This is a genomic window from Micromonospora trifolii, from assembly GCF_050516465.1.
Classification (GTDB): domain Bacteria; phylum Actinomycetota; class Actinomycetes; order Mycobacteriales; family Micromonosporaceae; genus Micromonospora; species Micromonospora trifolii.
The window spans coordinates 4,156,790-4,177,741 of record NZ_CP191526.1; the positions used below are offsets into that span (position 1 = coordinate 4,156,790).

Annotated in this window: 20 protein-coding genes; 10 read left to right on the forward strand and 10 right to left on the reverse strand. The window is 73.6% G+C overall.

Annotated elements, in window-relative coordinates:
• Window positions 1-27 precede the first annotated feature (27 nt).
• From ACQRWP_RS19170 to ACQRWP_RS19180, 3 genes are all read right to left on the reverse strand, one after another.
• Window positions 28-1,641, reverse strand: coding sequence for a DNA polymerase Y family protein (locus ACQRWP_RS19170; protein WP_112605061.1), 1,614 nt, complete (start codon window positions 1,639-1,641; stop codon window positions 28-30).
• A complete protein-coding gene (locus tag ACQRWP_RS19175; RefSeq protein WP_196918923.1) occupies window positions 1,638-2,363 on the reverse strand; it encodes a hypothetical protein in 726 nt (241 codons plus the stop codon). The genes ACQRWP_RS19170 and ACQRWP_RS19175 overlap by 4 nt, the downstream gene beginning before the upstream one ends.
• A 101-nt stretch (window positions 2,364-2,464) precedes the next feature.
• Entirely contained in the window at window positions 2,465-2,914 is a 450-nt protein-coding gene (locus tag ACQRWP_RS19180) for an SAV_6107 family HEPN domain-containing protein (RefSeq protein ID WP_007463070.1), read from the reverse strand.
• A 445-nt stretch (window positions 2,915-3,359) separates the two neighbouring features.
• On the opposite strand from ACQRWP_RS19180, the gene ACQRWP_RS19185 reads away from it, so the two are divergent.
• From ACQRWP_RS19185 to ACQRWP_RS19210, 6 genes are read left to right on the forward strand one after another with little or no spacing between them, the layout of a single operon-like run.
• The gene (locus ACQRWP_RS19185) at window positions 3,360-3,848 is read left to right on the forward strand and encodes a YbaK/EbsC family protein (RefSeq protein ID WP_430496600.1); all 489 of its coding nucleotides are present in this window, start codon (window positions 3,360-3,362) and stop codon (window positions 3,846-3,848) included.
• Complete coding sequence (locus ACQRWP_RS19190; protein ID WP_430496602.1) at window positions 3,845-4,624, forward strand: monooxygenase; 780 nt, start codon at window positions 3,845-3,847, stop codon at window positions 4,622-4,624. Before ACQRWP_RS19185 ends, ACQRWP_RS19190 begins: the two co-directional genes overlap by 4 nt.
• Window positions 4,621-5,172 (forward strand): GNAT family N-acetyltransferase, encoded by a 552-nt coding sequence (locus ACQRWP_RS19195; RefSeq protein WP_430496604.1) that lies wholly within the window; start codon window positions 4,621-4,623, stop codon window positions 5,170-5,172. The genes ACQRWP_RS19190 and ACQRWP_RS19195 overlap by 4 nt, the downstream gene beginning before the upstream one ends.
• On the forward strand, window positions 5,169-6,047 hold the full coding sequence (locus tag ACQRWP_RS19200; protein WP_430496605.1) for a carotenoid biosynthesis protein: 879 nt from the start codon (window positions 5,169-5,171) through the stop codon (window positions 6,045-6,047). Before ACQRWP_RS19195 ends, ACQRWP_RS19200 begins: the two co-directional genes overlap by 4 nt.
• On the forward strand, window positions 6,044-7,171 hold the full coding sequence (locus tag ACQRWP_RS19205; RefSeq protein WP_430496607.1) for a glycosyltransferase: 1,128 nt from the start codon (window positions 6,044-6,046) through the stop codon (window positions 7,169-7,171). The genes ACQRWP_RS19200 and ACQRWP_RS19205 overlap by 4 nt, the downstream gene beginning before the upstream one ends.
• A gap of 12 nt (window positions 7,172-7,183) precedes the next feature.
• Complete coding sequence (locus tag ACQRWP_RS19210; protein ID WP_430496608.1) at window positions 7,184-8,671, forward strand: phytoene desaturase family protein; 1,488 nt, start codon at window positions 7,184-7,186, stop codon at window positions 8,669-8,671.
• Between the two features lie 108 nt (window positions 8,672-8,779).
• On the opposite strand, the gene ACQRWP_RS19215 is transcribed toward ACQRWP_RS19210, so the two are convergent.
• Complete coding sequence (locus tag ACQRWP_RS19215; protein ID WP_112582773.1) at window positions 8,780-9,469, reverse strand: CDP-alcohol phosphatidyltransferase family protein; 690 nt, start codon at window positions 9,467-9,469, stop codon at window positions 8,780-8,782.
• Window positions 9,470-9,513: 44 nt separating this feature from the next.
• The gene (gene metF, locus ACQRWP_RS19220) at window positions 9,514-10,431 is read right to left on the reverse strand and encodes a methylenetetrahydrofolate reductase [NAD(P)H] (protein WP_112623915.1); all 918 of its coding nucleotides are present in this window, start codon (window positions 10,429-10,431) and stop codon (window positions 9,514-9,516) included.
• 418 nt (window positions 10,432-10,849) lie between these two features.
• Here metF and ACQRWP_RS19225 point away from each other — a divergent pair, with 418 nt between their 5' ends.
• A complete protein-coding gene (locus tag ACQRWP_RS19225; RefSeq protein ID WP_430496610.1) occupies window positions 10,850-11,239 on the forward strand; it encodes a helix-turn-helix domain-containing protein in 390 nt (129 codons plus the stop codon).
• A 9-nt stretch (window positions 11,240-11,248) separates the two neighbouring features.
• Window positions 11,249-12,331, forward strand: a complete 1,083-nt coding sequence (locus ACQRWP_RS19230) for a polyprenyl synthetase family protein (RefSeq protein ID WP_430496612.1) — start codon at window positions 11,249-11,251, stop codon at window positions 12,329-12,331.
• Between the two features lie 135 nt (window positions 12,332-12,466).
• On the opposite strand, the gene ACQRWP_RS19235 is transcribed toward ACQRWP_RS19230, so the two are convergent.
• Window positions 12,467-12,856, reverse strand: a complete 390-nt coding sequence (locus ACQRWP_RS19235) for an Rv2175c family DNA-binding protein (RefSeq protein WP_357278159.1) — start codon at window positions 12,854-12,856, stop codon at window positions 12,467-12,469.
• A 188-nt stretch (window positions 12,857-13,044) separates the two neighbouring features.
• On the opposite strand from ACQRWP_RS19235, the gene pknB reads away from it, so the two are divergent.
• Together pknB and ACQRWP_RS19245 are read left to right on the forward strand one after the other, a co-directional pair.
• Window positions 13,045-15,033 carry a Stk1 family PASTA domain-containing Ser/Thr kinase gene (pknB, locus tag ACQRWP_RS19240; RefSeq protein ID WP_430496614.1) on the forward strand — a complete coding sequence of 663 codons (1,989 nt, stop codon included), beginning with the start codon at window positions 13,045-13,047 and terminating at the stop codon, window positions 15,031-15,033.
• Window positions 15,033-15,902, forward strand: coding sequence for a deoxyribonuclease IV (locus ACQRWP_RS19245; protein WP_430496616.1), 870 nt, complete (start codon window positions 15,033-15,035; stop codon window positions 15,900-15,902). Before pknB ends, ACQRWP_RS19245 begins: the two co-directional genes overlap by 1 nt.
• Before the next feature lie 99 nt (window positions 15,903-16,001).
• On the opposite strand, the gene ACQRWP_RS19250 is transcribed toward ACQRWP_RS19245, so the two are convergent.
• The 4 genes from ACQRWP_RS19250 to ACQRWP_RS19265 all read right to left on the reverse strand — a co-directional run bounded on the left by ACQRWP_RS19250 (window position 16,002) and on the right by ACQRWP_RS19265 (window position 20,915).
• Window positions 16,002-17,042: a threonine aldolase family protein gene (locus ACQRWP_RS19250; protein WP_430496618.1), complete on the reverse strand. Its 1,041-nt coding sequence runs from the start codon at window positions 17,040-17,042 to the stop codon at window positions 16,002-16,004.
• A gap of 54 nt (window positions 17,043-17,096) precedes the next feature.
• Window positions 17,097-18,503, reverse strand: a complete 1,407-nt coding sequence (locus tag ACQRWP_RS19255; RefSeq protein WP_430496620.1) for a class II 3-deoxy-7-phosphoheptulonate synthase — start codon at window positions 18,501-18,503, stop codon at window positions 17,097-17,099.
• 68 nt (window positions 18,504-18,571) lie between these two features.
• Window positions 18,572-19,108 carry a hypothetical protein gene (locus ACQRWP_RS19260; RefSeq protein WP_430496622.1) on the reverse strand — a complete coding sequence of 179 codons (537 nt, stop codon included), beginning with the start codon at window positions 19,106-19,108 and terminating at the stop codon, window positions 18,572-18,574.
• A 181-nt stretch (window positions 19,109-19,289) separates the two neighbouring features.
• Window positions 19,290-20,915, reverse strand: coding sequence for a glycosyl hydrolase family 18 protein (locus ACQRWP_RS19265; protein ID WP_430496623.1), 1,626 nt, complete (start codon window positions 20,913-20,915; stop codon window positions 19,290-19,292).
• Window positions 20,916-20,952 lie beyond the last annotated feature (37 nt).

Below are 20,952 nucleotides of genomic sequence, written 5' to 3' on the forward strand. Positions count from 1 at the left end.
TCCGCCTCCGACCTGGGGAGCACCGGCTCAGTCATAGATCGCCTCCACCAGCCACTGCCCGGCCTCGACGGCCAGCAGCAGGGCGGCACCGTCGGCCAGGCTGACCTGGAACCGGGCCCGGCGGCGGGCCTCGACCGGCGCCCACCACCGTTCGTCCACCGGCCACGGGCCGGCCCAGCCCACGATCTCCGCCGGCTGGCCGGTGCCGACCACCAGCCGAGCCGGTGGGGCGCTCACCGCCAACCGCGCGCTGATCACCACCGGCTCGCCGGCGGCGTCGTGCACCGTCGCCGCGAGCGGGCTGGGCAGCACCACCGCCGGCGCGGGCGCCGGCAGCCGGCCCGGCCACGGCGGAGCCCCGCCCCCACCCCGGCCGGTGGCCGGGTCGGCGCCGGCATCGGCCGGCGGGCCAGGGCGGGCGGGGACGCGTTCGTCGCCCCACGGCACCAGTCGCACCTGGTCGGCCGGGGAGCGCCCTCCACCGAGCACCGCGGTGACCACCGCTTCCGGGCCGAGGATGCCCTGCACCCGGCTCAACGCCCGGTGCGCGCGTTCCCGCTCCTCGCCGGTCTCCCCCCAGAGGCCGGCCTGGAGACCGGCCTGGGCGATCACCCCGTCCGGGATCAGTCGCAGCCGGATGATGCCGGCCGTCGGTCGGGCCGGTCGGGCACCGGCGCGGCCGTTGCTGCCGGAGAGCCACCCGTCGAGCTGCCAGCGCACCCGGTCGGCGATGGCCGCGGCGGTGAGCAGGCCATCGTGCCGCCACACCCGGTGCAGCTCCTGCCCGTGCTCGGTGACCGCCTCGATGCCGAGCCGGGTGCAGGCCAGCCCGTGCCCGGCCAGCCGTTCGTGCAGCCGCTCGGCCAGCGCCCGGGCCACGAACGCCGCCGCGTCGACCCGGTCGATCGGCTCGTCGTGCTCAGCGGTCACCGTCAGGTCGGCCGGCGGCTGCCGGACGGCGAGTGGGCGATGGTCCCGCCCGGCGGCCAGCCGGTGGGCCAGCGCACCGTCGAACCCGAACCGGGCCAGCACGTCACCGGCCGGCAGAGCGGCGAAGTCACCGAGGGTGCGCACCCCCAGCCGGCGCAGCAGGTCGGCCAGCGCCGACCGGCCGAGCGCCTCGACCGGCAACCCGGCCAGGAACTCCGGTGTCCCGCCCGGTGCCACCACCCGGCCAGCGCGAGCGGCCAACCCGGCCGCGAACACCCCGTCGGCGATGCCGACCTGGCTCTCCACCAGGCACGACTGGGCCACGTGCTCGATGATCCGCTCGGCGGCCGCCTCCTCGCCGCCGAGGTAACGGCCCGGCCCCCGGGCGGCCACCGCGCAGGCACCCGGACGGACCACCTCGACGCCGGCGACCAACTCCTCCACCGCGGCGACCACCGGCTCGAACGCCCGGGCGTCCCGGCCGGGGTCGTACTCCACGACGGTGAGCTGCGGGCAGCGCCCCTGCGCCTCCCGCTTGCGCAGCCCTCGACGCACCCCCTCGGCGCGGGCCCGCTCGGAGCAGGCGACCACCCGGTTGGCGTGCAGCACGGCGACCGGGCCGGTCGCCGGCACCCCGTCGACGATCTCGGCGGCGAGCACCGGCCAGTCCGGGCACCACAGCAGCAGCGTGCGTGCCGGCGCGCCGGTCACCCCCGACCGACCAGGGCGAGTGGCGCGGCCGATCGACCCACGGGCGACGGCAGCGTACGAGGGATCACCCGGGTCAGCTCGTCACCCGGGAGCCAGACCTTGATCTCCTTGGGCCGGGCGGCCGCCCCGCGCCCGCGCGCCGAGACGGTGATCTCCCGGCGGCGCAACCGCCCCCGGCCCAGCCCGAGCCCCTCCCAGACTCCCCGGACCACCTGCAACGTCACATCCGCGCCGTCCCACCGGCCGTACGGGACGAGCACGCTGCCGCGCTGCCGGGCCCGGGCGGCCAACCGGGTGGCGACCGAGGCGGAGACCGAGGCCGGCACTGTGGTGACCACGACGTCCACCCCGTCGATCAGCGCGGCGACCACTGTGGCCCACTCGGGGCCGGGGTTCGGCACCAGGGCCAGCCGGTCCAGGGCGATGCCCAGCTCAGCGGCCGCGCCCGCCCCGAACGTCGGCACCCCGACCACGGCGCACCACGAGCCGGCCCGGGACGCCTCGGCGAGCAGGGCCAGCATCAGCGAGGTGCCACCACTGCGGCGGGGCTGGCCGGCGGCGACAGCGATGGTGCTGCCCCGGCGCAGGCCCCGGTTGGGCAGCAGACCGGTCAGCTCGGGCACCACCGGCAGCACCCGGTGCCCACCGACCGGGTCGGGTGCGCTCGCCGGGCGCACCAGATCGGCCAGCGCGGCGGAACCGACCACCATGCGGCCCGCCATTGGACCAACTCCCCCGTCGTTGCTGTGGATCAGATCAGGACCGGCACGCCGTGCCACCGGCCGCCCGGCTCCCCCGCGGGGCAGCCGGTGGCACGGCGGGATCAGGCGGCGAGGCCGTCCAGGGCCGGTTGGTGGGCCACGCCGAGCGCGGTTTCCACCACCGTGACGAACTGTTCGGCAGCGCGGAGCAGGTCGTCGGCCTCCCGGGCGCTGACCACCCGGGGGATGCCGGCCTCGGCGGCGGCGCGCTTGCTGGCCCCTGCGGCGAAGAACCGGGACCACTCGTCGAGCTCCGGAGCGACGGCGCAGAGGAGGACCCAGACGCTGGTGATCCGGTTGCGTCGACTCGGCGCGGGTCGGGCCCGGGCGGCGAGCAGGGCCGCCGCCGCGCGCAGGGCGGCCAGGTGGGCAGCCGCGTAGCGCAGGCCGTCAGGTCGGGTCTGGCCGGCCTCGACCAGCCCACGGCGGGCCAACGTGAGGAGCTGGGCGGGGGTGCGGTGCGGCAGCACGTGTGCCGGCACCGTCGGTGCCTGAGCCGGGTTGGTCGGCATGGATGTCTCTCCTCCACGTGGCCGAGACGTCACTCCGGCGGCTGATGCCACCGACGAGACGCCGAGGTCGGGGTGGTGCGGAGGAAGACGCACCGGGTGTGGCCGGCCGGGTGTGGATGCTTCCCCACACCACACCCGGCCGGCGGACCGGCGGGTGCGTCGCCCGCCGCCCGGGGGTCGTGGGCGGCGGGCGACGCTCCTGCCTGTTGGGACCAGGCTCGCGACTGCCCGGAAACCCAGGTGCGGCCCGCGGAGCCGCACCGCCCGGAGGTGGCGCCGCGAAACGCCGCGCTCCGGCTGGTTGGAACGGGCGTTCGAGGCAATCGAACACTCGTTCTAACTGCTGCTGACAGTACACCTCCCCTCCGACGAAAATGCAACGTGTGACGCGCCGAGCGTGCCGGCCGACTGAACCGGCCACCGACGGACCGGGAAGAATGGCGGAATGCAGCCACACCCGAACGTACGGGCGGTGCAGGACGCGCTCACCGCCGCCGGCACGCTCGACGGCGCCGGTGAGCCCAGCATGGTCCGTCTGCTGCCCGACGCGGTGCACACCGCCGCGGCGGCCGCCGAGGCGCTCGACGTCGAGGTCGGCCAGATCGCCAACTCACTGATCTTCGACGCGGACGACACACCGCTGCTCGTCCTCACCTCCGGCGCACACCGGGTCGACACCGCCGGCCTGGCGGCATCGATCGGCATCACCCGACTGCGTCGGGCCACCCCGGAGTTCGTCCGGGCCCACACCGGGCAGCCGATCGGCGGGGTCGCCCCACTCGGGCACCCGCACCCACTGCGCACCCTGGTGGACACGGCGCTGGCGGCGTACCCGGAGATCTGGGCCGCGGGTGGCGTACCCCAGGCGGTCTTCCCGACCACCTACCCCGAGCTGCTGCGGGTCACCGCCGGCACCCCGGCCGAGGTGGCGTGAGCGAGCGAAGCGAGCGCACCAGCAGGCACAGCAGCGACGCGAGCGCGGCTCCGGAGTTGGTCACGCTGCACGTGTGGCGGACCTCCCACGGCGCGCTGCCCCGGGCGCTGACCCGGATGGCGGTGGACCCCCGCCGGTTGCGGGCCCTCCCCGGCGTTCGGTTCGGCAAGCTGCTGGGCACTGGGACCGGCACCGACTTCGGGCCACGGGACGCCGACCTGACCCGGTGGGCGGCGCTGACCGTCTGGGACTCTCCCGCCGCGGCGGCCGGCTTCGATGACTCGTCGGTCGGGCGGGCCTGGGCGCGCATCGCCCACGCCCAGGCGCGGATCGACCTACGCCCGCTGACCAGCCGGGGCGAGTGGTCCGGCCAGCGGCCGTTCGGCGACCCGTCGGGCGGTCGGGTCACCGGCCCGGTGCTGGCGCTGACCCGGGCCCGGTTGCGGGCCCGCCGGGCGGCCACCTTCTGGCGGGCGATCCCGCCGGTGGCCGCCGCCCTGCGCGACGCGCCCGGGCTGCTGGCACGGTTCGGGGTCGGAGAGGCCCCGTTGGGTTGGCAGGGCACGGTGAGCGTGTGGCGCGACCCGACGGACCTGGTGGCGTTCGCGTACCGTCACCCGGAGCATCGGGCGGCGATCATGCGAACCCCCACCGCGGGCTGGTACGCCGAGGAGCTGTTCGCCCGGTTCGAGGTACGCGACGTGGTCGGCGACCGGTCGGTGCTGGGGTGGGTCGCCGACGGCGGTCCGGAAACGGTGAAGGGTGGACGGGCATGAGGTTGGTGCGCTGGACGCCGGACGATCTCGTCCGGCGGCTGGACGACGTGGTGGCCGTCTACGGCGAGGCGATGGGATACCGCACCGACCTGCTGGAGGCCCGGCGCGGTTACATCGCCACCCACGTCCGCCGGCCGGGTTTCCGGGCGGTCGCCAGCCTGACCAGTGAGGGTCACCTCGCCGGCTTCGGCTACGGCTACCTGGGCGCCTCCGGTCAGTGGTGGCACGACCAGGTGCACCGCGCGCTGGACACCCCGACTCGCACGCGCTGGCTCACCCACTGCTTCGAGGTGGTCGAACTGCACGTCCGGCCACCGGCACAGGGGCACGGCCTGGGCACCGGTCAGCTGCGCGCGCTGCTCGGCATGGCGGAGGGCGACACCACGCTGCTGTCCACCCCGGAGGCCGACGAGCAGACCTCGCGGGCCTGGCGGCTGTACCGACGGTTCGGCTTCGTCGACGTGCTGCGCGACTTCCACTTCCCCGGCGACGAGCGACCGTTCGGCGTACTCGGTCGGGATCTGCCGCTCGAGCCACCGGCGTCATGACCCGGCGGATCTCCTGGACGCTGCTGGCCGTCCTGGTGCTCGCCCAGATCTGCTACCCGCTGACCACCGGCGCCACCCGGGCCGGGCTCACCGTGGCCACCGTCGTCCTCGGTTGGCTGCTCTCGGTCGGTCATGCGCTGCTCAGCCGGGGTCCACGGGTGGCGGCGGCGCTGGTCGCGGTGGCCACCGGCGGCGGGTTCGCGATCGAGGCGATCGGGGTGGCCACCGGCGTGCCGTTCGGCAGCTACGACTACTCCGGAGAGCTGGGCCCCAAGCTGGCCGGCGTGCCATTGATCATTCCGCTGGCCTGGACCTGGATGGCCTGGCCGGCCTGGCTGGCAGCGGTCCGACTGACCGGCGGCAACGCCGCCACGGCCAACGGCAGCGGGCCGACAGCCGGCGGCAGCGGGTCGGCGGTGGGTCGATGGGTGGGGCGGATCGCGCTGGCCACGGTGGGGCTGGCCGCCTGGGACCTCTTCCTCGACCCGCAGATGGTGGCCGAGGGCTACTGGGTCTGGCGCGACGCCACCCCGGCCCTGCCCGGCCTGGCCGGCATCCCGGTCAGCAACTACCTGGGCTGGCTGCTCTTCGCGGTGCTGATGATGAGCGCGCTGCGCCCGCTGGCCGGGCCGGCCGCCGAGCACACCGATCGGCGGGACCACCCGATGGTCGCGCTCTACCTGTGGACGTACTTCTCCAGCATCCTGGCCCACGCCGTCTTCCTCGACCTGCCCGCCTCGGCGCTCTGGGGCGCCGCCGGCATGTCGGTGACCGCCGTACCCCTGGCGGTGACCCTCCTGCGTGCCCGCCGGGGCGGTGACCCCGGTCGGGAGGCCCACCAGCCACACCGCCCCGGCGTCGACGCGACCCGATGACCGTCCTGCTCGTCCTGCTGATCGCCGTCGCCGCGTTGACCGGGCACACCTGGCTCAACGCCACCCGGTGGCTGCGCCGACCCACCGACCGGCCCGACGACGTCGACGAGCCGGTCACCGTGCTGCTGCCGCTGCGCGACGAGGCCACCCGGGTCACGCCCTGCCTGCGCGCCCTGCTGACCCAGCGCGGCGTACCCGGGCTGCGCGTCGTGGTCCTCGACGACGGCTCCACCGACGGCACCGCCGACGTGGTCCGCGCGGTGGCCGGCGACGACCCCAGGGTCACGCTGCTCACCGGGGTCGCCCCGCCGCCGGGCTGGCTGGGCAAGCCGCACGCCTGCTGGCAGCTGGCCACCCGGGCCGACCCGGACGCCACCGCGCTGGTCTTCGTCGACGCCGACGTGGTGCTCGCCCCGCACGCCGTGGCCGCTGCCGTCACCGAGTTGCGCGCCGCCCGGGTGACGCTGCTGTCGCCGTACCCCCGGATCGTGGTGGCGACGGCCGGCGACCGGTTGGTGCAGCCGTTGTTGCAGTGGCTCTGGCTTACCTTCCTGCCGCTGCGCGCGATGGAACGCTCGCAGCGGCCGTCGCTGGCGGCGGCGGGCGGGCAGTTCCTGGTGGTGGACCGGGCCGGCTACACCGCCGCCGGCGGGCACGCCGCGGTCGCCGACAAGATCCTGGAGGACGTCGAACTGGCCCGGGCGGTCAAGCGGGCCGGTGGGCGGATCGCCCTGGCCGACGGCTCCCGACTGGCCACCTGCCGGATGTACGACGACTGGCCGCAACTGCGCGACGGGTACTCGAAGTCGCTCTGGGCGTCGTTCGGGCACCCGGGCGCGGCGGCAGCCGTGGTGGCGGCGCTACTGCTGCTCTACACCGCCCCACCGCTGATCGCGCTGACGGGTGCGGCGGTCGGCGCACCGGGGGTGGCCGCCGTGGGCCTGGCCGGCTACCTGCTCGGGGTGGCCGGACGGGTGCTCACCGCCCGCGCGACCGGTGGCCGGTGGTGGCCCGACGCGCTCGCACACCCCGTGTCGGTCGTGGTCCTCGGTTGGCTGACTCTGCGGTCGTACCATCTGCGAAAGCGACGCCGCCTGACCTGGCGGGGCCGCCCGGTCAGCTAGGGAGGACGCGGCATGGCGCGGATCGTGGTCGTCGGCGCCGGGGTGGGTGGCCTCGCCACCGCCGCCCGGCTGGCCGCTACCGGGCACCAGGTGACCGTCTTCGAGCGGGCCGACACGGTCGGCGGCAAGCTCGGCCGGTACGCGCACGAAACCCCGGCCGGGTCGTTCCACTTCGACACCGGGCCGAGCCTGCTCACCCTGCCCGAGGTCTTCCACGACCTGTTCGAGGCGACCGGGGCGAAGCTCGACGAATATCTGGACCTGGTCCCGCTGGACCCGATCGTCCGGCACGTCTTCGCCGACGGTGGCCCGGCCCTGGACTCGTGCGCCGACCCGGTGGAGTTCACGGCCCGGATCGGGGCCGCGTTCGGTGACCGGGCGGCAGCCGACTGGCAGCGGCTGTGGCGCCGGGCGGCGCGGGTGTGGCAGGCCTCCTCGCGGGACATCCTGCGCCGTACCGTCGACTCTCCCCGCGACCTCGCGTCGCTGGCCTGGCGCGTCGGTGACCTGGCCGCCATCGCCCCGGGCCGCAGTCTGCGTGGCCTGGGCCGCCGGCACCTGTCCGACCCACGGCTGCGGATGATGCTGGACCGGTACGCCACCTACACCGGCGCCGACCCACGTCGGGCACCTGCGGCGCTGGTCGCGGTCCCCTACGCCGAGCTGGCCTTCGGCGGCTGGTACCTGCGCGGCGGGCTGGGCACGCTCGCCGACGCGCTGCTGACCCGCTGCCTGGACCTCGGCGTGGTCGTGCAGACCGACGCCACTGTCACCCGGATCGACGCCACCGGCGGCCGGGTGCACGGGGTACGCCTCGCCGGCGTCACCGCCCCGGTGCCCGCCGACGTGGTGGTGGCCAACGTGGACGCGCTCACCGTCTACCGTGACCTGCTGCCGCACCCGCGTCGGCTGGCCGGGCTGACCGACCGCAGCCTCGCCGGCTTCGTGCTACTGCTCGGCGTCTCCGGCAGCACCGGGCTGGCCCACCACAACGTCTTCTTCCCGGACGACTACGACGCCGAGTTCGACGCGGTCTTCGGTGACCCCGGGCGCGGCGTACGGGCCCGGCCGGCGGCCGACCCGGCGGTGTTCGTCACCGTGGCCGACGACCCGATGGCCCGCCCAGCCGGACACGAGGCGTGGTTCGTGCTGGTCAACGCCGCTCGGCAGGGCACCGCGGCGGGCGCGGTCGACTGGCGACGCCCGGGGCTGGCCGACGCGTACGCCGACCGGATCCTGGACGTGCTGGCGCAGCGCGGGGTGGACGTGCGCGACCGGCTGCTGTTCCGCGAGATCCGCACCCCCGCCGACCTGGACGTGGCGACCGGCGCGCCAGGCGGCTCGATCTACGGCACCGCCGGTGGGCTGCTCCGCCCCGCGAACCGGGGCCCGGCGAACGGGCTGTGGCTGGTGGGCGGCTCCACCCACCCGGGCGGCGGGTTGCCGATGGTGACCCTGTCCGCGCAGATCGTCGCCGACGAGATCGGTCCCGCCTGGTAGACCCGGCCTGCTCCAGCCGGTGTCTGTCTCGGCCGGCGCCTTTCAGCGGCGCCTGTTCGGCCGGCGCCATTCAGCGGCGCCTGTTCGGTCGGCGTCGGGTTGGCCCGCTCAGTCGGCGTCGAGCAGTGCGCGGCGGATGCTGGAGAGCAGTTGCCCCAGGCCGAAACCGGCCAGCAGCACCCAGACCGCGGTCGCCATGGTGATGGTGCCGGCGGCCAGGTCCGGCTCGATCAGCCCGGCCAGCCCGGCGACCAGCAAGCCGGCCAGCGCCACCGAGACCCGGGTGGGGCGTTCGCCCACGGTCACCGCGCCGATCTCCCGCATGCCGGCGGCGACCGCCCGCGCCCGGACGTACTCGTGCAACCAGGACAGCGCGCCACCCGCGACGACCAGCCCGCCCGGCGCGCCCACCAGCCAGAACGCCAGCAGCCACGCCACCTCACCGAGCCGGTCGGCGACCGAGTCGTAGACGTAGCCGAGCCGTGTGGTGCGGCCAGTGGCGACCGCCACCGCACCGTCCACGCTGTCCGCCACGGCGGCGAGCAGCACGAACAGCGCGCCGAGGAACGGCCCGTCCCCCGGCCGGCCCACCAGCAACGGTACGCAGAAGCAGAGCAGCACCCCGGCCACTGTGACCGCGGTGGGGCTGACCCGCAGCCGACCCAGCACATATCCGACGTGGTACGCGAATCGCAGCCAGGCGCGCACCACCGGCGCCGCGACCCGAGGGTCGAAACCGCCGTGCAGCCGCGCCCACGCCGTGGCGTACTGATCCCAGTTCAGCTGTGTGCCCACCACGGATCAACCGTCGTGCCGGGCAACAGGTGTCGCAGGCGCAGCGTTCACACGCGGGCGCCGGCCTTCAGGTTCTGCCAGACCTCGCGGGTCGCGGTGGACCGGTTGAGGGTGATGAAGTGGATTCCGGGCACGCCCTCGTCCAGCAGCCGGCGGCACATCTCGCTGGCCTGCTCGATGCCGAGCCGGCGGACGGCGTCCGGGTCGTCGGCGACGCGTTCGAAGCGGGCCGCCAACGCCGGTGGGAACGGCGCACCGGACAGCTGCACGGACCGCTCGATGGTGCTGAACTGGGTCACCGGCATCACGCCGGCCAGGATCGGGGTGTCACAGCCGGCAGCGGCCACCCGGTCACGTAGCCGCAGGTAGTCGTCGGCGTCGAAGAACATCTGGGTGACCGCGAACTCCGCGCCGGCCCGACACTTGCGGACGAACTGGGCGGTGTCGCTGGCCACGTCGGGCGAGCGGGGGTGCTTGTACGGGAAGGCGGCCACGCCGACGCTGAAGTCGCCGGCGTCGCGCACCAGCCGGACCAGGTCCTCGGCGTAGTCCACGCCCTCGGGGTGGCGGATCCACTCACCGCCCGGGTTGCCCGGGGGGTCGCCGCGAACGGCCAGCACGTTGCGCACCCCCACCCCGGCGAGCCGACCGACCACGTGCCGCAGCTCGGCGACGGAGTGGTTGACCGCGGTGAGGTGGGCCATCGGCAGCAGGGTGGTCTCGGTGGCGATCCGCTCGGTCACCGCCACTGTGGTGTCCCGGGTCGAGCCGCCGGCGCCGTACGTGATCGACACGAACGACGGGCGCAGCGACTCCAACTCGCGGATGGCCTGCCAGAGGAGCTGCTCCCCCGCCTCGGTCTTGGGCGGGAAGAACTCGAACGAGAAGGTCGGCTGGTGCTCACGGATGAGCTCCCCGATCGCCGGCTGCGGATTGGGGAGTGTCGAGGGAAGACCGAGCGCCACGACCCGACTCTAGCGGTCGATGGCACCAGGACCCAGGCCCTTCCCACCCAGCGGCCGGTGCCGCCCGCTCCGGTGGGCGGCACCGGCCGGTCTACCGCGAGCCGGTGGGCGGTGTCGCACCGCGCCCGCCGTGAGCCGGTGGGCGGTGTCGCACCGTCAGCCGGTGGGCGGTGTAGCGCCGCGTCGCGCCGTGAGCCGGTGGGCGGTGTAGCGCCGTGAGCCGGTGGGCGGTGTCGCACCGCGTGCACGGACCCGACGGGCGGAAAGGCGTCGTACCTCCGAGGTAGGAAGGGACGGTGCGGGAGGGGCGGCGGGGGTGGCCCGGGTCCCGCGCGGGGGTCAGCAACCGAGCGGTGACGCCGGTCCCGTCCGGTCGGGCGGGCGGGTCGTCACCGCACCGACGCCCGCAGGAGGACCCATGATCCCGCCCGCATCGCCGCGCCCCGGGCAGCTCGGGCCGCTGCTGGCCCGGTGCCGACTGGCCCGTGGCTGGAGCCAGCAGCGAGCCGCCGCCGAGTTGTGTGCCGCCGCCGGGGTGCCGACGCTGAGTCGGCACGAGGTTTCCCGGTGGGAACGACAGCGTCGCGTGCCGGGCGGGTTCTGGCTCGGCTGGCTCGCCGTCGTCCTGGACGTGCCGCTGGTGGTGCTCGCCGAGGCCGCCGCGGCCACCCGTCGGGCCGGCTCGACGCGGGCCACCGGGCCGGGCCGCGCCGCGGCGGCCGGGGCACGACCGGCCGGGCGGACGGGCCCCGGCCGCACCGCCGGGACAACGCGTGGCGGTGGAGCACGAGCACGGACGACCGGCTAGCGTCGGTGCGTGACCCACGCTGCTCCCGTGTCCCCCGTCGACCGCGCTGGCCTGCGGCAGCGGGTCGACAAGGCTCTCACCGAGTTCCTGGCCGGCCAACGGGTCCGGCTCGCCGCCGTGGACGACGCGCTGGGTCCGGTGGCCGAGGCGATCGAGGCGTTCGTGCTCGGCGGCGGCAAGCGGCTGCGTCCCGCATTCGCGTACTGGGGGTTCCGGGGGGCCGGCGGGCTGGACGCCGACCAGGTGGTGACCGCCCTGGCCGCGCTGGAGTTCGTCCAGGCCAGCGCCCTGATCCACGACGACCTGATGGACCGTTCCGACACCCGTCGCGGCGAGCCCGCCGTACACCGACGGTTCGCCACCCGGCACCGGGAGGCCGGCTGGGGCGGCGACCCGGACGGTTTCGGCGACGCCGCGGCCATCCTGCTCGGTGACCTGTGCCTGGTCTGGTCCGACGAACTGCTGCACTCCGCCGGCCTGGACCTGTGGTCGTTGGCCCGGGCCCGGCCGGTCTTCGACGAGATGCGCACCGAGGTCACCGTCGGGCAGTACCTCGACGTGCTGACGCAGGCCACCGGGGACACCTCGGTGGAACGGGCCAGCAAGGTCGCCCGGTACAAGTCCGCGAAGTACACCGTCGAGCGTCCGATGCTGCTCGGCGCCGCGCTGGCCGACGCGCCGGAGGAGGTACGAACGGCCTACTCCGCGTACGGGCTGCCGCTGGGCGAGGCGTTCCAGCTCCGCGACGACGTGCTGGGGGTCTTCGGCGACCCGGCGCTGACCGGCAAACCGGCCGGGGACGACCTGCGCGAGGGCAAGCGCACCTATCTGGTGGCGGCGGCCGTGGAGGCCACCGACGACGCGGGCCGCGAGCTGCTGCTCGGCCGGCTCGGCGACCCGGAGTTGGACGAGCAGGGGGTGGCCCGGCTCCGCGAGGTGATCTCGGGGAGCGGGGCGCTGGCCCGTACCGAACAGCGGATCGTCACACTCACCGACGCCGCCCTGGCCGCCCTGACCGCCGTCGACCTCGACACCGAGGCCCGCCAGGCCCTGGTCGACCTGGCCATAGCCGCAACCCGCCGATCCGACTAACCCCCACCCCACCCCCAGGCCTCCCTCACCGCCAGGGTTGATCATGAGGTTAGCGACCTTCGCCTCGGCGTGTCGCGCCGCTAACCTCATGATCAACGCGGGGAAGCGGGGGTCCGGGGGCGGGACAGGGGTTAGTTAGAAGCCTTGGGCTTGGGCCCGGCGTTTTACCTCGCGGGCCTGGTCGCCGGAGAGGGCGGCGGCTGGGGTGGCGCCGGGCAGGGTGTCGTCCGGCTCGTAGAGCCAGCGCAGGACCGCCTCGTCGTCGTAGCCGTTGTCGGCGAGCAGATTGAGCACGCCGGGTAGGTGCTTGAGCACGGTCTGGTTGGCAACCAGATCCGCTGGGATCCGGCGGACGCCGTCGCGGCGGACCGCCAACAGCTCCCGGTCACGGATCATCTGGTGCACCTTGCTGATCGACACGTCGAGGCGTTCGGCGACGTCGGGCAGGGTCAACCAGCCGGCCGGGTCGGTGGGGCCGGCGAGCTCCAGGCCGGGCGCGGCCTGGTCGGGTACGGGTTCGGTCACCCGACCACCCTGCCACGCCGCCGCCGCGACGAGCCAGCGGCACCCCGGGCGACCCATCGGCGCCCACTCTGTTGATCGCCGCTGACCAGCGAATAAGGGGCGGAGAGCGCGGCGGGACGGACCGGTTCGGCGGACGGCTGTAGCATCCTGTTCATCCTTCACCCCCTGGACACATAGACTGCCTGCCGATGGACACTCAGGTCGCCGACACGTTGCTGGGCTCGCTGATCGACGGGCGCTACCGCATTCGCGGTCGCGTGGCCCGTGGTGGCATGGCGACCGTGTACACCGCCACCGACGAACGCCTCGAGCGCACCGTCGCTGTCAAGATCATTCACCCGACCCAGGCGAGCGAGGCACGGGCCCGGATCGCCAACTTCGTGGCCCGGTTCACCGACGAGGCGAAGACCATCGCCCGGCTGACCCACCCGAACGTGGTGGCGGTCTACGACCAGGGCACACACGCCGGCCTGCCGTACCTGGTGATGGAGTACGTCCGGGGCCGCACACTGCGTGACGTGCTGGCCGAGCGACGCCGGCTCAACCCGGACGAGACGCTGGCCATCGCCGAGCAGATGCTCGCCGCGATCGCCGCCGCGCACCGGGCCGGTCTCGTGCACCGCGACGTCAAACCGGAGAACGTGCTGGTCGCGGAGGCGCCTACCGGTGGCGTCGCCAACCTGGTCGACAGCGTCGTGAAGGTGGCCGACTTCGGGCTGGCCCGGGCGGTCGAGGCGAGCGCCGACGAGGAGCAGGGCAACCAGCTGATGGCCACCGTGGCGTACGTCGCCCCGGAGCTGGTCACCGAGGGCCGCGCCGATCCGCGCACCGACGTCTACTCGGCCGGCATCGTGCTGTTCGAGATGCTCACCGGCCGGGTGCCGTACGACGGGGACCGCCCGGTGGACGTCGCCTGGCAGCACGTCGACCGGGACGTGCCGGCGCCCTCGACGCTGGTGCCGGGCCTGCCGTCGGTCCTCGACGACCTGGTGCAGCGGGCCACCCGGCGTGATCCGGGCGCGCGGCCGGCGGACGCCGGCGCGTTGTTGGCCGAGGTGCAGGTGGCCCGGGATCGTCTGGGCGACGCCAACAGCCACACCGCCGTACTCCGCCCGGTCAGCGACGAACCGTCGCTCTCCCAGCCGACCATGATGGTCGCGACGGTCCAGCCGCCGAACCGCCCGTCGTGGGCACGACTGCCCGAGGGGGCCAGCAGCCAGGGTCCGGGGCGACGTCGGGCCGCCCCGGAGCCGGCGGAGGGCCTGGGCGCCCGGCTCGCCGCGCTGCGCAGCACGGCGCTGAGCAACCCCCGTGGCCGGCTGGCCGTCGCGGCCGTGGTGGTGACGCTGGGCCTGGTGGCCGCCATCGGGGGTTGGTGGTTCGGCGTCGGTCGCTACACGGACGCTCCGCAGCTGGTGAGCCTGAGCAAGGCCGAGGCGCAGGCGCGGGCCGACCGCTCCGGGCTTCTCCTCAAGTACGCTGAGCCGCGCTTCGACGAGAAGGCCCCGAAGGACAGCGTGCTGGAGCAGAGCCCGGCGTCCGCTGCCAAGATCGTCAAGGGTGGCACGGTCACCCTGACCCTCTCCCTCGGCCCGGAGCGTTTCCCCGTACCGGATGTGATCGGCAAGGAGTTCGAGCTCGCCGAGGCGGACCTGACAAACGTGAAGCTGGTGGTGGCCAAGGGCACCGCCCGTTACGACGACAGCCTGCCGGCCGGGGTCGTGGTGGACAGCTCCCCCAAGGTGGGCACCGAGGTCAAACCCGGTGCGAAGGTCACCCTCATCCTGAGCCGGGGCCGGGCGCCGGTGACGGTGCCGAACCTGGTCGGCAAGAGCCTGACCGACGCCCGGACTGCCCTGGCCCAGCTCAACCTGGTGCTGAAGGAGACCTACAAGGACTCCGACAAGCCGAGGGACGAGATCCTCGGCCAGAGCCCGGCCGATGGCGCCGGCGTGGAGAAGGGCACCGAGGTCAAGCTGGACGTCAGCAAGGGGCCACCGCTGGTCGCCATGCCGCGGGTGATCGACCTGCCCTGCCAGCAGGCCAAGCAGGCGTTGGAGGGCCAGGGCTTCCCGGTGACGATGGCGATCAACCCGAACGCCGTGGTCCGGATCCAGATCCCGGGCGAGAATTCGCAGGTGGCGCCCGGCACCCCGGTCACCCTGACGTGCTTCTGATGCCGACGATCTCCGCGCGGCCGGTGGGCACGCACACTCCGACCTCGGGTGGGCTGGCGAAGGCTGCCCTGCCGTACGCCGACGCGACCGGTGCGCAGGTGGTGCAGGTCTACGTCTCCAACTCTCGAGGCTGGGCACTGCCCACCGGCGACCCGGTGCAGGACGCGCTGTTCCGCGACGGTTGCGCCGAGCGGGGCATTCCCGCGTTCATCCACGCCGCGCTGCTGGTCAACCTGGGCTCACCCACCCCGGCCACTGTCGAGAAATCGGCCGAGACGCTGGCGCACGCGCTGCGCCGGGGCGTGGCGATCGGCGCGCGCGGGGTGGTGTTCCACGCGGGCAGTTCGGTGGACGAGGGGCACGCCGAAGCGGCGATGCGACAGGTCCGCGAGGTGTTGCTGCCGCTGCTCGACTGGGCTGCCGACGCCGGCGGGCCGATGTTGCTGGTCGAGCCGAGCGCCGGCGGTGGCCGGTCACTGGCCTCCCGGGTGGAGCAGCTCGGGCCCTACCTGGACGCGGTGGACGGGCACCCCATGCTCGGGGTCTGCTTCGACACCTGCCACGCCTGGGCGGCCGGCCACGACCTGGCGGCCGAGGGCGGCATGACGGCGACCCTGGACACCCTGGTGGCCACCGTCGGTGCGGACCGGCTGCGGCTGGTTCACGCCAACGACTCGAAGGATCTGTGCGGCTCCACCCGGGATCGGCACGAGAACATCGGCAAGGGCAGCATCGGCGAGCCCGCCTTCGCCGAGCTGATGGCCCACCCGGCGACCGCCGGCGTCCCGATCGTCGTGGAAACCCCCAGCGAGAAGCACGTGGGCCACGCCGCCGACATCACCACCCTCACCCGCCTGTCCCACCCCTGACCCCAACCTTGTTGATCAGGAGGTTTGCGTCACCCGGCGACCGGAATCTGACGCGAACCTCTTGATCATCGGGGTGAACCGGGGGTGGGAGGTGGGGTTTTAGGATGCGGCGAGGATTCGGGGTAGGGCTGCCAGGGCGCGGTCGATGTCCGCGTCGCTGACGCCCAGGTGGGTGACCAGGCGGGCGGTACGGGGGCCGAGCACCGAGATCAGTACGCCCTCGGCCCGCGCCGCGGCGGCCAGGGCCCGGGCGTCCAGGGTGTGCTTGGTGAGATCCAGCGCGACCAGATTCGTACGGACCGTGGTGGCCAGCACACCGAACGGCGCGACCGCCTCGGCGAGCCGGGCCGCCTTCGCGTGGTCGTCGGCCAGCCGGTCGATGTGCTGCGCGAGCGCGTACCGACCGGCGGCGGCGAGAATGCCGGCCTGGCGCATGCCACCGCCCATCCGCTTGCGGATCAGCCGGGCACGTCCGATCTTCTCCGCGCTGCCCACCACCAGCGAACCAACCGGCGCGCCGAGACCCTTGGAGAGGCACACCGACAGCGTGTCGAAGAGCCGGCCGTACTCGATCAGCGGCACCCGGTCGGCGACGTGCGCGTGCCAGATCCGGGCGCCGTCGCAGTGCAGCGCGACACCCGCCTCGTCGGCGACCCCGCGCAGATCCCGCAGGGTCGCCAGCGGAATCACCCCGCCACCGCCGCGGTTGTGGGTCTGCTCGACGGCGATCGCGCGGGTGGGGACGGCGAAGTAGCCGTCCGGCCGGATCATCCCGGCCACCACCTCCGGGTCGATGTCCGCGCCCACTGCGGGCCAGGTCCGCGAGGAAATTCCGCCGTACGCGGCCGCGGCGCCGATCTCGTACGTGACCACGTGCGCGTCGGCGTCGCAGAGCAACTCGTCGCCGGGCGACACCAGCAGTTGCAGGGCGATCTGGTTCGCCATCGACCCACTCGGGGCGAACAGCGCCGCCTCGTGCCCGAACAACGCGGCGACCTCGGCCTCCAGCGCGTTGACGCTCGGGTCCTCGCCGTAGACGTCGTCACCGACCTCGGCGGCGGCCATCGCCTCCCGCATCCCGGCGGTGGGGCGGGTCACCGTGTCGGACCGCAGGTCCACGAACAGATCAGGCACTGTCATCCTCTCGGCTGGCGACTGCGGGGCTCGCGAGCGCCGATCACGGGGCGCGCAAGCTCAGCCACGCAGCATCTCCGCTACGAGGAACGCCAACTCCAACGACTGCTGGGTGTTCAGTCGCGGGTCGCAGGCGGTCTCGTACCGGTCGGGCAGGTCGAGGTCCTCGATCCCCTGGGCGCCGCCGAGGCACTCGGTGACGTCCTCGCCGGTCAACTCGACGTGCAGGCCACCGGGGTGGGTGTCCAGCCCCCGGTGCACCTCGAAGTAGCCGAGCACCTCGTCGACGATGCGGTCGAAGTGCCGGGTCTTGTAGCCGTTGGACGACTCGTGCGTGTTGCCGTGCATCGGGTCGCACTGCCAGACCACCTTGGCCCCGGCGGCGGTGACCTTGGCGACGATCGGCGGCAGCGCGTCGCGTACCCGGTGGTTGCCCATCCGGCTGATCAGGGTGAGCCGGCCGGGGATGTTGTCCGGGTTGAGCTTCTCGCACAACTCGATCGCCTCGTCCGGGGAGGTGGTCGGGCCGAGCTTGACCCCGATCGGGTTGGCGATCCGGGAGATGAAGTCGATGTGCGCCCCGCTGATCTGCCGGGTGCGCTCGCCGATCCAGAGGAAGTGCCCGGAGAGCCCGTACGCCCGACGGTCGGAGACCCGGGTGAGCGCCCGGTCGTACTCCAGGGCGAGGGCCTCGTGGGAGCAGTAGAGCGTGACGGTGCGCAGCGCCTCGTCGTCGGTCATGCCGCAGGCCCGGATGAAGGCCAGCGCCCGGTCGATCTCTCGCGCGATCGCCTCGTAACGCTCTCCCGCCGGGGAGTTCTTCACGAAGCCCTTGTTCCAGTCGTGCACGGCGTGCAGGTCGGCGAGCCCGCCGGCGAGGTACGCCCGGAGCATGTTCATCGCGGCCGCCGAGTTGGCGTACGCGCGGATCATGCGCTGCGGGTCGGCGACCCGGGCGGCCGGGTCGGTCTCCAGCGAGTTGATCATGTCGCCGCGGTACGCGGGCAGGCCGCGGGCGTCGGTCGGCAGCGAGCGGGGCTTCGTGTACTGCCCGGCGACCCGGGCGACCTTGACCACCGGCAGCGACGCGCCGTAGGTGAGCACGATCGCCATCTGGAGCAGGGTGCGGGCATTGGCCAGCAGGTGACTCTCGGTGTTGTCCACGAACGTCTCGGCGCAGTCACCGCCCTGCAACAGGAACGCCTTGCCCTCGCAGACCAGGGCGAGCTTCTGCCGGAGCTGGTCCACCTCATAGGGCGCGACGACCGACGGCACGGTGTCGAGGACCTTGCAGACCGCTGCCACTGCCGCCGGGTCGGACCACGGCGGGACCTGCTCGCGGGGCAGCTCCCGCCAACGGTCCAGACCGAGCGCGGCGTCCTCGGCGGAGTCGACGGTCGGTCGGCTGGTCTGTAGGCCCGGGCTGCCCACCGCGGGATGGCTCAGCTGATGCCACTCATGGCGCATGACAGAAAGCGTACGGCGACGGTCGGGGTGGCCGGGCGGCGAGGGGGACGGTTCCGGCAGATGGGAGATCAAACCCCCGGGCTCGGCCCAGGAATCGGTGGGGGCGCCCCCTCAGGACGCGGCGGGGGCGACGACGGAGTGTCCGACCTGCCCGGCGCTTCCCCGGCGATGCACCAGTCGCTTCCGTCCCGGGTGACGGTGAAGACCAGCGGCCGGATGACGGTGCGCTTGCCGACAGCGACCGAGACCGAGACGCGGACCTCCTGCCCGAGCGGACCGGACCGGACGTCGGTGATGGCCGCCTCCGGCACCTGGAAGTGGTCGGCGAAGTCACCGTTGGGGCCGGTGGCACCCAGGTCGAAGCCGTCGTGCAGCAGAGCGCAGAGCTGGCTGCGGCCGGCGGCGACGTCCTTGGCGGCCATCGCGTCGAGGTACGCCTGCACGCGCTCACGGGAGCGGGTGGCGGCCTCCTCGGCGGGGGCTCGGGCCGGCTTGGTGGCGGACTTCTCCTCGTCCTCGCCGCCGATTCCGCAGCCGACCAGGGCAACCGGCAGCAGCACCAGCCCGGCGGCGGTCGCCGCCAGCCTGCGGTGGGTCGGGCGCATGATCACCTCCGTCGGCGGTGAGATCGAGACGTGCCGAGCCGCGAGTCTGCCACATCCAACTGACCGAGCCCAACGGCGGCGGCCCGGTCGACGCTGGGCGTCGACCGGGCCGCTGTGTCACGGGCGGGAAGGGACGGTGCGGGCCCCTTCCCGCCGTGTGGGTGGTGCGTCGGCCCTCGGCTCAGCCGAGACCGCCCTTGATGGCGCCGATGAGCTCGCCGTTGCTCGTGTCACCGGAGAGCTCCCAGAAGAACGCGCCACCGAGGCCCTGATTGTTCGCGTACGTCATCTTGCCGTTGATGGTCGACGGGGTGTCGTAGCTCCACCAGTTGCTGCCGCACTTGGCGTACGCGGTGCCGGCGATCGTGCCGGTGGCCGGGCAGGTGTTCTTGAGGACCTTGTAGTCCTCGATGCCGGCCTCGTAGGTGCCCGGCGCCGCGCCGGTGGCGCTGCCACCCGGAGTGGCCTGGGTGACACCGGTCCAGCCCCGACCGTAGAAGCCGATGCCGAGTAGCAGCTTGTTGGCCGGGACGCCCTTGCTCTTGAGCTTCTGGATCGCCGCGTCGGAGTTGAAGCCCTGCTGCGGGATGCCGGTGTACGAGGTGAGCGGTGAGTGCGGTGCCGTCGGACCCTGGGCGGCGAAGGCGCCGAAGTAGTCGTAGGTCATCGGCATCAGCCAGTTGAGGTTGCCGATGGCACCGGCGTAGTCGGTGGCGTCGATCTTGCCGCCGTTGCTGCCGTCCGCGGTGATGGCGGCGGTGACCAGGGCACTGGACCCGAACTTCGACCGCAACGCGCTGATCACGTTCTTGAACGCGTTCGGGCCACTGCTGTCACAGCTCAGACCGCAGGCGTTGGGGTACTCCCAGTCGACGTCGATGCCGTCGAAGACGTCCGCCCAGCGCGGGTCCTCGACCAGGTTGTGGCAGCTCTCGGCGAACGCGGCCGGGTTCTGCGCGGCCTGGGTGAAGCCGCCGGACCAGGTCCAGCCACCGAACGACCAGATCACCTTGAGGTGCGGGTTCAGCTGCTTGAGCTTGCGCAGCTGGTTGAAGCTGCCGCGCAGCGGTTGGTCCCACGTGTCGGCGACGCCGTCCACGCTCTCCGCCGCGGTGTACGCCTTCTCGTAGTCGGCGTAGCTGTCACCGATGGCGCAACGACCGCCGGTGGTGTTGCCGAAGGCGTACAGGATGTGGGTCAGCTTGGCGGCCGACCCGCTGGTCTGGATGTTCTTGACGTGGTAGTTGCGCCCGTAGACGCCCCACTCGGCGAAGTAGCCGACGATCTTCTTGCCACCCGGGTTCGGCGGGTTGGTGGTCGGCGGTGGCGTGGTGGGCGGAGGGGTGGTGGGCGGCGTCGTCGTCGGTGGGGTGGTGGTCGGCGGAGTCGTGGTCGGCGGGGTCGTCCCGCCGCCGCACGCGGCACCGTTGATGGTGCAGTTCAGCGGCGCCTTGTAGGCGCCGCTGCCGTTGTAGCCCCAGCTGAACGAGGCGCCGGGGGCGATGCCGCCGGCCCAGCTCTTCTTGACCGCGACGTAGTGGTTGCCGCTGCTGGTGACGTCGGCGTCCCACGCGCTGCTGATGGTGGTGCCCGACGGCAGGTCGAACTCGATGCGCCAGGTGGTGACCGTGGCGCTGGAACCGTTGGTGACGGTCACCCTCGTCTCGTGACCGGTCCCCCAGTCCTGGGCCTTGGTGAAGGTGGTGGTGACCGTGCCGGCGCCGAACGCGGTGGTCACCGGCACCGCTGCGACGGTCACGGCGACCACGGCACCGGCCCAGAGGGCCCGGCGGAGCGATCTTTTCATGAGGCGTCTCCCGAACTGTTAGGAAACTTTCCAAAAG